At 39.8% G+C, this 12,606-nt stretch carries 9 protein-coding genes; 7 read left to right on the top strand and 2 right to left on the bottom strand.

Annotated features, from left to right (window positions below; all coding sequences use genetic code 11):
• Positions 1 to 348 precede the first annotated feature (348 nt).
• The 7 genes from V7Q13_RS09275 to V7Q13_RS09245 are packed head-to-tail and all read left to right on the top strand — an operon-like array spanning position 349 to position 11,061.
• Positions 349 to 1,272, top strand: a complete 924-nt coding sequence (locus V7Q13_RS09275; protein ID WP_333800401.1) for a carbohydrate kinase family protein — start codon at positions 349 to 351, stop codon at positions 1,270 to 1,272.
• A 12-nt stretch (positions 1,273 to 1,284) separates the two neighbouring features.
• Positions 1,285 to 4,404, top strand: coding sequence for a SusC/RagA family TonB-linked outer membrane protein (locus V7Q13_RS09270; protein ID WP_333800400.1), 3,120 nt, complete (start codon positions 1,285 to 1,287; stop codon positions 4,402 to 4,404).
• A gap of 29 nt (positions 4,405 to 4,433) precedes the next feature.
• Positions 4,434 to 6,113 (top strand): RagB/SusD family nutrient uptake outer membrane protein, encoded by a 1,680-nt coding sequence (locus V7Q13_RS09265; protein WP_333800399.1) that lies wholly within the window; start codon positions 4,434 to 4,436, stop codon positions 6,111 to 6,113.
• 19 nt (positions 6,114 to 6,132) lie between these two features.
• Positions 6,133 to 7,539, top strand: a complete 1,407-nt coding sequence (locus V7Q13_RS09260) for a DUF4960 domain-containing protein (RefSeq protein ID WP_333800398.1) — start codon at positions 6,133 to 6,135, stop codon at positions 7,537 to 7,539.
• A 52-nt stretch (positions 7,540 to 7,591) separates the two neighbouring features.
• Positions 7,592 to 9,157 (top strand): glycoside hydrolase family 32 protein, encoded by a 1,566-nt coding sequence (locus V7Q13_RS09255; protein WP_333800397.1) that lies wholly within the window; start codon positions 7,592 to 7,594, stop codon positions 9,155 to 9,157.
• A 9-nt stretch (positions 9,158 to 9,166) separates the two neighbouring features.
• Complete coding sequence (locus V7Q13_RS09250) at positions 9,167 to 9,658, top strand: hypothetical protein (protein WP_333800396.1); 492 nt, start codon at positions 9,167 to 9,169, stop codon at positions 9,656 to 9,658.
• On the top strand, positions 9,655 to 11,061 hold the full coding sequence (locus V7Q13_RS09245; protein WP_333800395.1) for a sugar porter family MFS transporter: 1,407 nt from the start codon (positions 9,655 to 9,657) through the stop codon (positions 11,059 to 11,061). Before V7Q13_RS09250 ends, V7Q13_RS09245 begins: the two co-directional genes overlap by 4 nt.
• Positions 11,062 to 11,309: 248 nt before the next feature.
• Here the strand turns inward: V7Q13_RS09245 and V7Q13_RS09240 are convergent, their stop codons facing one another.
• Together V7Q13_RS09240 and V7Q13_RS09235 are read right to left on the bottom strand one after the other, a co-directional pair.
• Positions 11,310 to 12,086 carry a hypothetical protein gene (locus V7Q13_RS09240; protein WP_333800394.1) on the bottom strand — a complete coding sequence of 259 codons (777 nt, stop codon included), beginning with the start codon at positions 12,084 to 12,086 and terminating at the stop codon, positions 11,310 to 11,312.
• 3 nt (positions 12,087 to 12,089) lie between these two features.
• Positions 12,090 to 12,521: a DUF2911 domain-containing protein gene (locus V7Q13_RS09235; RefSeq protein ID WP_333800393.1), complete on the bottom strand. Its 432-nt coding sequence runs from the start codon at positions 12,519 to 12,521 to the stop codon at positions 12,090 to 12,092.
• Between the last annotated feature and the right edge of the window lie 85 nt (positions 12,522 to 12,606).

Below are 12,606 nucleotides of genomic sequence, written 5' to 3'. Positions count from 1 at the left end.
TATGTTACAATAACAGAAAAGGTAGTTACAAAATCCAAATTCCTTGTCTGAGCAAATTCGTAACTATCTGATTATGAATATCTAATTGAGTTCCCCCTTTTTTTATAAAGTTATTAAAGAAAGATACAAAAACGAAATGCTGGCCGAAGAGTAGTTATGGAACTTGCTTCCAAATTGCGAGCCACATGAAATTTTTTGGATTCATTTCGGGATCTATTTTATTACTGCTTTACAAGCATTTCAGCTTGACCGATTTTTTGCCAATAACTACCGGGAGCCAGGTAAACAATTACAGTAAAAGCTCCAATTACGGTATCTGGCTGGCTAATCACAAAATCTTTTTATAGGATGAATAAACATGAAGTAGTGTGCTTTGGCGAAGCGCTATGGGATATACTGCCTGATGCGGCAATGCCCGGGGGAGCACCGATGAATGTGGCGTATCATTTGAAAAAACTTGGGTTAAACCCCGCAGTGATAACGAGGATTGGGATAGACAAGTATGGAGAAGGGCTGGTTAATATCTTGGCCAAGCATGGTGTATGTACCGACTTTTTCCATGCTGATAATGTTCATCCCACGGGGCTTGTATATGCTAAAATAAATGAACAGCGTGACGTGGTTTACGATATCGTTTACCCTTCGGCTTGGGATTTTATTGAATGGAAAAACGAGTTTGCCGGATTGGTCCAATCTTCAAAATTTTTCGTATTCGGCAGCCTAGCTAGTCGCAATAAAGTAAGTCGTGACACACTGTATAAATGTCTGGAAGTGGGAAGTACAAATGTAATGGATGTCAATCTGCGTCCACCACACTTCAATCGAAACAGCATGGAACACCTGCTTCGGAAGGCAGACATTCTAAAAATGAATCTTGATGAGTTAGAGCTTGTGACTGGCTGGTTTAGCCATTTTAAGCACAAGGAAGACCGCATGAAGTTGATACAAGAGCGATTCAATATTGAAAAGCTATTGGTAACAATGGGTGCAGACGGATCTGTCTTAAGTGACGGAGGTGATTTTTATTATCAACATGCTTACCGTGTACAGGTACAAGATACAATAGGGAGTGGTGATTCTTTTTTTGCAGCATTTATACAAAGTATTTATAAAGGATTAGCCCCTCAGGAATCTCTTGCGTTTGCTTCCGCAGTGGGGGCTTTTGTTGCAAGTAAAGCTGGCGCTTGCCCCGAATATGAAGTGTCTGAGTTAAAGACACTATTTCAAAGCGATGTAGATGAAAAACTTAAAGAACCATTACTAAAACAATAAAAACAACAGTTTATGCGAAAGCTTGTCTATGTCTTGGTATGCCTCGTAATGGCATTACCAAGTTGGTCGCAGCAAAAAGCGGTAAGTGGGGTGGTTACAGATACCGCCAACGTCGCCGTTATTGGTGCGTCTGTTTCTATTAAAGGCAAAAACATAGGTACAAATACCGATGCAAAAGGCCGATTTTCTATAACTGTACCTGATGGCAGCAATGTGCTTGTTATCAGTCATATAGGTATGATTTCACAGGAAGTTAATGTTGCTGGACGTACTGAAATTGAAGTAAGTCTCAGGCCAATTTCGAGTCTTCTAAGCGATGTCGTTGTTACTGGCTATCAAACTCAACGAAAAGCTGACCTTACTGGAGCTGTTTCAGTAGTAGATGTAAAAGAGTTGAAGAAACTGCCCAATAACAATCCGATTCAAGCATTACAGGGACGTGTACCAGGTATGATTATTTATACAGACGGACAGCCTAGTGGATCCAACGTAAACATCTTAATCAGAGGTTTAAGTTCCATCAACGGAAACTCTCCTTTGTATGTAATTGATGGAGTTGCAACAACAGCCGGAATGCATGAATTAAATCCGAATGATATTGAAACGATTCAGGTTCTAAAAGATGCATCAGCGGCTTCTATATATGGTTCGAGAGCAGCCAGTGGTGTTATTATTATTACTACCAAGAAAGCTAAAAAAGGAGAGTTCTCCATCACTGCTAATGCTCGTACTTCTGCTTCTTTTTATCAAAACAGGATGAAAGTCTTGAATGCTGAGCAATATGGCTTAGCCAATTGGCAGGCAAGTGCAAATGATGCTCAATTGTTTGGCGGCGATCCGATTAATAGTAAGTATGGCTACAGCTTCGACTGGACCAAAAATGGCAATGGAGGCTACACGCTTAATGGTATTACACTTCCAGAATACATCGATGCACCCAATAATACGATGAAGACTGCCAATACTGATTGGTTTAAAGAAATTAGCCAGACAGCTATTATGCAGAACTACGATATATCTGTAGCACGAGGTACAGAGAAGGGAAGCACCATGTTTTCTTTAGATTACACAAATAATGACGGTATAGTTAAAACGACAAATTTCAGACGCATTACTACCCGACTGAATAGTGATTATCGAATGCTCAATGACCGTCTTGTTATTGGTGAAAACTTTACTGTAAGCACCACAAAGGAAGTACAAGGCAATGTTTTGAATGCTGCTTTGCAAGCACTACCTATTATTCCTGTGCGTACAGCGGATGGAAACGGTTGGGGCGGACCATGGGGTGGAATGAATGACAGACAAAACCCCGTTCGTTTGTTAGAAGATAACAAACAGAATCATTACAATTATCTACGGATGTTTGGTAATGCCTATGCAACGCTTGAAGTAATTAAGCACCTTTATTTGAGAACAAGTATTGGTTTAGATTATGGTAATTTCTCTAAACGAGATATGCAATTGGCATACAGGTCTGGTTACTTAAACAATCCTTTGAATAAGGTAACCATGAGCAATTGGTATACAACAAAGCTCACCTGGACGAATACACTTAATTATAAGCGCATAATTGGAGACCACAATATTGATGCTATTGCAGGTATGGAAACATACAAAGAGCAAGGTGTGAGTACATGGGCCAGCAGGCAAAGTTTTGCCAGTGAGGATATTAATTATATGTATTTAGATGCAGGTACTGGCCTTAAGGATAATGGAGGTGGTGCGGGAGAATATAGACTCCTGTCATATTTCGGGAAATTGAACTATGCTTTCAAAGACAAATATCTTGCTTCAGCCACCTTGCGTTATGATGGTTCTTCAAAGTTTGGCAAGAACAATCAGTTCGGTTTATTTCCGGCATTTAGTTTCGGCTGGCGCTTGAATAATGAAAACTTCATTAAAGACAATTTTCAATTTATCAGTGACTTGAAAATTCGTTATGGCTGGGGTAAAAATGGTAACCAAGACTACATCAGTAATACTGCCAACGTTACGTTGTATCAAACCAATTACACTGGTGGCGATCCTACCTGGCGTTCACCTGATGCAACTTCTTACGACCTGAATGGAACCGGAAGCGGGACTCTTCCTTCGGGGTATCAGCTTACGCAACGGGCCAATGATGATGTAAGATGGGAAACAACTACTCAATCCAACTTTGGCCTTGACTTCGGATTATTCAATCAAAAGATTTATGGTTCTGTAGATTATTTCGTGAAGAAGACGAAAGACATGCTAATCAGACCAGCGTATATAGCTGTGATTGGTGAGGGTGGTGATCGTTGGGTAAATGGCGCAAGTCTTCAAAATAAGGGTATCGAATTTTTGGTTGGATATAAAGGTAAAATCGGTCGTAAACTGAATTTCGATATTACAGGCAATATTGCTACTTACCGCAACAAAGTGACGTCATTACCAGAAGAAGTAGTGAACACCTACGGTGGCAATGGAACAACAGATAACATACTAAATCAGCCTTGGGGAAGTGGCTATGGTTATGTCGCTGATGGTATTTTCAAAACCACAGACGAAGTATTGAAGTCTGCTGAACAATTGGGCAAAGGACTTGGACGTATTCGCTACAAAGATCTAAATGGTGATGGTATGATTAATGAGAAAGACAGGACCTGGATTTTCAATCCTACACCTGACTTTACTTATGGTATCAACTTCAATTTTGAATACAAAGGTTTTGATCTTACCATTTTCTTTCAAGGAGTTGGACACCAGCAAATTAATGTGTATGATGTAAAATCAGCGTCAGATTTCTGGAGCATTAGTGAAACTGGTTCAAATAAGGGTACAAGATTGTTGGATGCTTGGTCAACTACTAACCAATCATCAAACATCCCTGCTTTAACATTAACGGACAGGAATAATGAAAGCCGGTTTAGCACTTATTTTATTGAAAATGGCGGATATGCCAAATTGAGAAATTTGCAGTTGGGGTATACCTTGCCTAAGGCGTTATCACAGCGTTTTCATATTAACAGTTTGAACTTGTATGTGAGTGGACAAAATTTGTTCATCATCAAATCAAAGTCTTTTACCGGAATCGACCCTGAAATGCCCAATTACGGCTATCCGATTCCTACTATGCTTACAGCTGGTGTTCGTATCGGCCTATAACGTGTTACTTCTTTCAAAAGCAATTTATCATGAAAAAGATATTTTCAATTCTACTAATAGCCGCTCTTTCGGCATGCTCCAAATCTTACTTAGATGTAGCACCTAAAGCGACGCTCAGCCAAATACAAGTATCCGGTGACTATGAAGGTTTGGTTACTGCAGCATACGCCTCGTTGGGCAATGACCATTACAACACACCTTGGAGTCTTTGGCCATATGGAGATGTAAGAGCAGGCGATGCATATAAGGGCGGACGGGATGAAGCTGACATTCAGAATTTTTATTTTCTTGAAATCTTCAAGCAGGTTCGTAGTGATATCGGCGAATTTGATGGACTTTGGTTTCAGTACTATGTAGCAATATCTCGGGTAAATGCTGCGCTGACCAGTCTCAACGCATTGGGTGATACAGCAGCCAAGAAAAAAGTACGTCAGGCTGAAATGCGGTTTCTTCGGGGGCACTGGTATTTTCAATTGAAAGTGCTGTTCAAGAACATTCCATTTATCGACGAAACTGTACCAACCAATGAGTATGCAAATGTTTTAAATACTGCACTTACCAATGATGCCTTGTGGCAAAGGATAGCAGATGATTTTAAATTTGCTGCAGACAATCTGCCAACTACACAGCCTCAAATAGGACGTGCAAATAAATATGCGGCTCTTGCTTATTTAGCCAAAACAAAACTGTATCAGGCCTATGAGCAAGATGAAAAACACAATGTCACTAAAATCAATACTACAAGACTAAACGAAGTAGTTGCTTTATGTGATCAGGTAATAGCCGGACCATATGCCCTTGAGAGTGACTTTGCCAACAACTTCATGCTTGGAACTGAAAATGGGCCAGAGGCTATCTTCTCTGTTCAGTATTCTAAAGATGACGGAACCATGTTTGGCCGGCTAAACTTTGGCGATGTACTGGGAACGCCGCAGGGTATTGGTTGCTGTGATTTTCGTAAGCCCTCTCAAAATTTGGTTAACTCTTTCAAGACAAGTGCTGATGGACTACCAGAATTCAACTCCTTCAACAATAGTGATTACGTAGCAGCAAACACTGTGGATCCAAGATTGAACCACACTGTTGCTATGCCAGGCCATCCATGGAAATATGATGCAGGTCTTTTGTATCAAGAAAGTTGGAATAGAACGCCCGATGTGTATGGTGTATATGCATCACTAAAAGAAAACGTAAAGAAAAGTCAGTATGTACAAGTAGGCCCATTTTATGCAAGTGCAAAAAACAGGATACTCCTTCGTTTTGCAGATGTAATGCTTTGGAAGGCTGAAGCATTGATTGAACTTGGCAGACAGAATGAAGCATTGCCCCTAATCAATGCATTGAGAAATCGTTCAAAAAATAGTACAAACCTGCTTAAGCTTGCCAATGGTGATTATGAATCGAAGTTTGCAATTGATGTATACAAACCAGGTGTAAACTGTGATTGGACAAAAGACTTTGCAAGACAAGCAATGCGCTTCGAAAGAAGGCTTGAGTTTGCCATGGAAGGCATGCATTTCTTTGACCTTGTACGTTGGGGCATTGCAGAATCTTACATGAATGCCTATTTCGCAAAGGAAAAGGACAAGCGGAAGTACTTAAAAGACGCTTCTTTCCAGAAGAATCGTGATGAGTATTTGCCCATACCACTGAATCAGATTCGTTTTAGCCGTAACCAATATGTTCAAAATCCTGGCTATCTCCAGTAACTCATTAAAAACAGAAAACATGAAATCAAAATATCTGGTAATTATGGGGCTGGCAATGAGTGTTTTTGCCTGCCAGAAAAGAGACTTAGTAATACAATCGGCACAGATTCCTCCAATTAGTGATTTGAGTTATACGCTGAATGGCGATACCGTATTGCTTAGCTGGAAGATGCCTGCAGGCTTGGATGGACTAATTCCAATTGTTAGCGAAGGCGCTTCTTCAAAAGAGCTTGCTTCTAACAGCACAACTTACAAGTACGGAATTATTGAAACCAATAAAGAATACACCTATTTAGTAAAGTTAAAAGATGGTAAAGGAAATCTTTCATTAGGAGAATTGGTAAAATTCAGAAGAGAGGGCGCAGCTCCAATAAAAGATGCTTTCGGCGAACAAAATGATAATGGCGTTTTGTTGAAATGGACTTTACCTGCTTCTCCCGTAGCAAAAATTATTATTAAGATTGGTGGTCAAACTATAGAATTGGCTGGTACCGCAACCTCTTATCAAGTTAATAATGTACCTATTGGAACATACAACATCAGCTTTGTAACGTACAATAGTGCTGGCCAAAGTTCTAATACTGTTTACCTGCCATTTAAAGTTGGCGCAACTGCTGTTGGTTACATTGGTAAATACGCCGACTCATTATCACTATTATCAACCGGTGATGATGACGAAGTCGCTGCAGCAAAATGGCTTTTTGCTAATTATAGCAAGTCGCGTTACATCTCATTTGATAACGTGAAAAACGGGGTAGTCGACTTATCTCAATTTCGGGTGATATGGTGGAACTATGACCTTGAATCCACTAAAGATCTTCCTTCAGTAGCAACAGATGCCACTGTTGTGAGCAGGCTCAAAGCATATTATCAGAATGGTGGTGGATTGTTGTTGAACCAGTTTGCTGTTCAATACTTCTGGACACTTGGACGTATGACAGAACCCTATTTTATGGGCTTTGATCAAGGTACGGGTTTTAATAATCCTGACACGTGGGGTATCGGAGTTAAGATTAATCGTAAGCATGATTTCAGCACACACCCGCTATATAAAGGCATTGCCATGACAACGCAAGGTGATGGCCGCGTAACATTCCCCATCATTGGGCCTGGCTGGAAAGAAAATCACAATGCCGTCATTCTTCGTATACCTGAATACCTGAAACTAGAGCCCAATGATAATGAGGCTGCATACAATAAATTTATCTCTGATAATAATATTGAATGGCTTGGACAATGGGATGGTATAGGAGATTACTGGATGGCTGGAGTAATGGAACTTAAACCAAAGGGCAGCTATCAAGGATCGGCTATTTACATTGGCATCGGCGGTATTGAATGGAAGCAGAATTTTACCACTAATGTTTACCAATCTAACATTGAGAAGATGTATAAGAATGCAATTGACTATCTGAAAACAAAATAGTAATTCATAATCGGTCCCGGTAGGGTATACCGGGACCATTCAAATGTATGTTATGACATTTTATAAGATTGGACTGGTTGTGTGTATGTTTTTGACAGCAGCCTGTTCTTGTTCTAAAAAAAATGACGGAGGAGGAATACTTACAGTGATAACAGACTCTTCTGCATCATTAGTGCCAATGAAAGAAAGTGATTATCGACCAGTATATCATTTTACACCTCCTTCCAACTGGATGAATGATCCCAATGGACTGGTTTATTACAATGGCACTTATCATTTATTCTACCAGTATAATCCTTCGGCTAGCGTTTGGGGGCCTATGCATTGGGGACATGCAACAAGCAAAGATTTGTTTAGCTGGAAAGACAAACCCGTTGCCATTGCACCGGATGCATCAGGAACGATTTTTTCTGGCAGTACAGTTGTAGACGTCGATAATACATCAGGCTTTAAGTCGGGCTCAAATGATCCACTTGTAGCTGTTTATACTCTTGCGGGGTCTCAACAACATCAGGCAATTGCTTACAGCGTTGATGGTGGAGACTCTTGGACAAAGTATAGCGCCAATCCAGTGTTACCTAATCCGGGTATACCTGATTTTAGGGATCCTAAAGTAAGTTGGAATGCAGAATTGCGGAAATGGCTGATGGTGCTTGCGGTTGGACAAAAGGTGAATTTTTATACCTCTACAGACCTTAAAAAGTGGACCTATGAAAGTAGCTTTGGTGAAGGGGTTGGAGCTCACGGAGGTGTGTGGGAATGTCCTGACTTGTTTGAGTTGCCAGTGGCAGGAACCACGCAAAAAAAATGGGTGTTGCTGGTAAGCATAAATCCTGGTGCTCCTAATGGTGGTTCGGGCACGCAATATTTTGTGGGCAATTTTTCTGGCGGAAAATTTACTTCCGAATCAACAGAAATTCATTGGCTTGACTATGGCACGGATAATTATGCAGGCGTAACCTATAATAATGTACCTGTTAGTGATGGGAGAAGAATTTTTATTGGTTGGATGAGTAACTGGCAATATGCAGAAAAGGTTCCTACAAATACCTGGAGAAGTACCAATACTGTACCCCGCGAACTATCACTCGTGAACAATGGTGCTGCTTATATCTTGAAATCAGTGCCAGTGAAGGAATTAGACAACTACAAAGCCGGCGGACCAGATACATCTGTAATAGGAAGTCATAAATCTATTGAGATTGTCAATAACAGTACTATCAAAACAGGAAGTTATGAGCTGAGTTTTACAGCTGATTTTAGCAATTCCGGAAACATGATATTGAATGTTGGCAACTCTAAAGAGAAAATTTTAATCACCGTTGATAAGGGAAGTAAATTAATGACGATTGATCGATCTGCATCTGGTAATACGGACTTCAATAACAGTTTCAAAAACAAAATTGTATGCCCTTTTGTACCCAAAGCAGGCGACAACCATTTTCGGATTTTAATTGATAAAACATCTGCTGAGGTTTTTGTAAATGATGGTGAAAGCGTAATTACCTTTTTATACTTCCCTACATATCAATACAATGGATTAAAGCTATCAGGAGATGGCAGTACGGCAATGTTTAAAAATCTGTCACTAACTGCTATTAAAAAGAGTTTGCGATAATAGTTGCTTATGCTTTTTAATATTTATAGTAAAGGCTTTTTAGTATTGCTCTTTTTTGCTAAGCATGGTACAACCCTTTCGCAAAGCAATAAATTACCGCCTTTTAAAATGGTTACTGAGAACGGGAAATTTTTTACAGCTTCGCAACTGCCGTATAACAAACCAATTTTACTCATCTATTTTGATCCCAGTTGTGATCATTGCCAAGACCTTACAAACAAGCTGATTGTACATGAAGGAAGTTTGAAAACAACATCTATTGCGATGATTACCTATGTAAGTGTAGCAGAAGTAAAAAAGTTTGTTGTTCAATCTAAACTGCAGCAATACAAAAATTACTTTGTAGGTACAGAGGGTAATACGTTCTTTTTACGTGATTATTTCAGGTTGGTAAAGATGCCTTTTGTGGCACTGTACGATAAAGATGGAAACTTCATTCGTTCATGGTATCATCCGGTAGAAGTTAACCATATCGTTTCCACATTGAAACAACAGCATTGATTATTTCATTATTCAAAACATTCCATGTGATTGCAGAAGCATCAACAACGTTACATAAGGGACAGGATAAAATGCCTGTGAAAGCAGCATTGTATGCTGTAAGAATTTCGCTAATTGCAGCAATAGGAGGTTTCCTGTTTGGATTTGAAACTGCGGTTATTTCCGGGGCGGAAAATACAATCCAGGAACTGTGGCAATTATCATCGGGCTGGCTAGGCTTCACAGTTGCATCAAGTCTTATTGGTACAGTAATAGGCTCGATAATAGTGGGCTATCCTGCTCAACGATATGGCAGAAAAAAAATGCTTGTAGGGGTTGCTATCTTGTATTTGTTTTCAGCAATCGGATGTGCTTTAACTCCAATGTGGAGCATGTTCATTTTCTTCAGGTTTATTGGGGGCTTAGCAGTTGGGGCTTCCTCAGTTGTAGGGCCTATGTATATTTCTGAAGTAGCACCTTCTCAAATGCGTGGAAGGTTGGCCGGTTCATTTCAGTTGATGATTGTAACGGGCATTTTTGTTGCTTACATCACAAACTTCCTTTTTGCAGGTTTTGGTGATTCTAGTTGGAGATGGATGTTTGGTATTATGATAGTACCATCAGTACTTTTTACCCTCCTGCTTGCTATGATACCAGAAAGCCCCCGCTGGCTTGTATTGCAAGGCAGAGATGATGAGGCAAAAAAGATCTTTGATAAGACAGGTGTGCATGGTGCGGTTGACCTGATAAAGCAAGAGCATGCATTATCGCAAGGAGGTAAACAGGAAAAGTTGTTTCAGGCTAAATTTCGAAAGCCGATTTTTTATGCGGTTTTACTTGCCATGTTTAATCAGCTTTCTGGTATAAATGCCATCTTGTATTATGCACCAAGGATTTTTGAAATGGCAGGATTTGATAAGGCCGAAGCCTATCTGCAACCTGTTTACATTGGTGGAGCCAATCTTTTATTTACCCTGATTGCGATGACATTGATTGACAAGTTTGGCAGAAAAACGTTACTACTGGTGGGCAGTGTTGGTTTGATTGTTTTTCTTTCCTTAACCGCTTATGCATTTAATAGTGAAGGAATGTTGGGCAGTCAAGTTCTATTTTACCTGCTAGGTTATATTGCCTTTTTTGCCTTTTCGCAAGGTGCAACACTTTGGGTGTTTATATCAGAAATCTTCCCAAATTCAGTTCGGTCGCAAGGTGGATCATTGGGCAGCTTTACCCACTGGATTATGGCCGCAGTAATTTCATGGACTTTTCCTATGATAGTGGAAGGAAGTGAAAATGGTGCTGTGTACTCATTTTCATTTTATGCTGTAATGATGTTATTGGCATTCATTTTCACTTGGAAATGGCTGCCTGAAACTAAAGGCCGCAGTCTTGAACAAATACAAGAAGATCTGGGAATCAGGTAACAATAGTATCATAAGCAAGAACAATTGATAGAACAATCAATTAAGGGTGCGTGTCTACGCACCCTTTTTGCTTAAATGGTAAAACAGATAATGGTAACAAGTAATTTGACTTACAATGTGATGGATTTGCGACAGGACCCCATTGAACATTTCCAATCAAAAGGAAGGAAACTAATAATTACATTTTGTTAGGTCACACTCTTGCCCACACTATTCATTTACAAATGAAAGCTCGATACAATGTAATGCTAGTTGATGAAGCGAACCCACTTTTTAAATGAGCGGGAGCTATACATGAATAATAAAAAGCCACTTAGTATTGTGACAAGACCTAGCATTGAAAAGCCACGCAGCAACCAATTGCCAAAATTATCTCGGCTTTCATAATCCATTGTATGAAGCATCCAAAGAAAGTCGAATGTACGCCATCGGTTGTTACGGAATTTTTGTACCGTACCAAGTTCTGTTGACACGTACACTGTTGTATGTGTGGGATGTTTAAATGAAACTGCATAGGCAGGTAATGGGCTCTCCCGATATTCGTGATGATTATCCGTACTTGTGAGATAGGTAACTGATGTCACTATTGGAGAACCATTAAACACTCTTTTCGATACTTGTATAGCTTCTGCTTTTGTAAGTTGACCACGCAACTGACCAGTTGATGCATTGGCCAGGAATGTTAGCACTTGAGGTTTGTGTTGATGACCAGCCTGAATATTGTGTGTATTTGTACCTCGAATTTGATAATAAGTAATGCCTAACACATCCACCAACTGAATAGATATCAATGAATCAAACTGATGTGATTGTTTTATTGCATTTAACACGAATGAGGGACTAATCAAGGGAATAGTTGATGGTATAAGTGGTGTCTGTTTTTTCATAGGATCACCATGAACTTCATCGATATTACTCCAGCTAAAATACAACCCCCCAATTGTCCAAAATAGAAATTGTATACCTAATAGTAAGCCGAGCCAACGATGGCTTTTGCGTATGTAATAGTGTTTACTTTTCGCCATGTATTATTTTAGTTGAAAGGGTAATTGAATTTTAATTCTTTCCCATGCAACTGTTATGGTTCCGGCATTGTTGTTATTGACATCGATGTAGTACTGTAAGCGTTCCGTATGCTGTGTGTAGATTGGTTTGACTGTTAGCCGCACAATATCCTCTTTTTGGTCGTATTCTGTGGCCAAATGCTGGTTCCAGTTTTTGTTGATAATGATGGTCCATTGTTTCTCTCCAGGTATGGTAAAAAAGGCAAACTTACCGGCTGGAATTTCTTTTCCATTTACTACAAAAGCCTGTGGCATTTCTAATGTTGTGGCATCGTGGGCTCCAGTAACCCAAACTTCATCCAATGGAACCAGTCCTCCCCAAATAATTCTTTTGCGTACGCCGGGAGAATGGTAATTAATTTTAATACTATCACCTTTCACAATGGCAAAAGCCATTGACTTGATGCTTTTTTTGGTAGTATCCTTCACCAGATTCGGATTGTAGCAGACTTCTGATGAAGGTTGTGCTATGACCGATTGA

This window comes from Phnomibacter sp., from assembly GCF_036803085.1.
Lineage (GTDB): Bacteria > Bacteroidota > Bacteroidia > Chitinophagales > Chitinophagaceae > Phnomibacter.
This window is presented reverse-complemented; position numbering and strand designations above follow the sequence as displayed.

Bases quoted from the DNA above. Each gene is read 5' to 3' on its own strand.
- V7Q13_RS09275 (WP_333800401.1), top strand. From the start codon at position 349: ATGAATAAACATGAAGTAGTGTGCTTTGGCGAAGCGCTATGGGATATA.
- V7Q13_RS09270 (WP_333800400.1), top strand. From the start codon at position 1,285: ATGCGAAAGCTTGTCTATGTCTTGGTATGCCTCGTAATGGCATTACCA.
- V7Q13_RS09265 (WP_333800399.1), top strand. From the start codon at position 4,434: ATGAAAAAGATATTTTCAATTCTACTAATAGCCGCTCTTTCGGCATGC.
- V7Q13_RS09260 (WP_333800398.1), top strand. From the start codon at position 6,133: ATGAAATCAAAATATCTGGTAATTATGGGGCTGGCAATGAGTGTTTTT.
- V7Q13_RS09255 (WP_333800397.1), top strand. From the start codon at position 7,592: ATGACATTTTATAAGATTGGACTGGTTGTGTGTATGTTTTTGACAGCA.
- V7Q13_RS09250 (WP_333800396.1), top strand. From the start codon at position 9,167: ATGCTTTTTAATATTTATAGTAAAGGCTTTTTAGTATTGCTCTTTTTT.
- V7Q13_RS09240 (WP_333800394.1), bottom strand. From the start codon at position 12,086: ATGGCGAAAAGTAAACACTATTACATACGCAAAAGCCATCGTTGGCTC.
- V7Q13_RS09235 (WP_333800393.1), bottom strand. From the start codon at position 12,521: ATGGCTTTTGCCATTGTGAAAGGTGATAGTATTAAAATTAATTACCAT.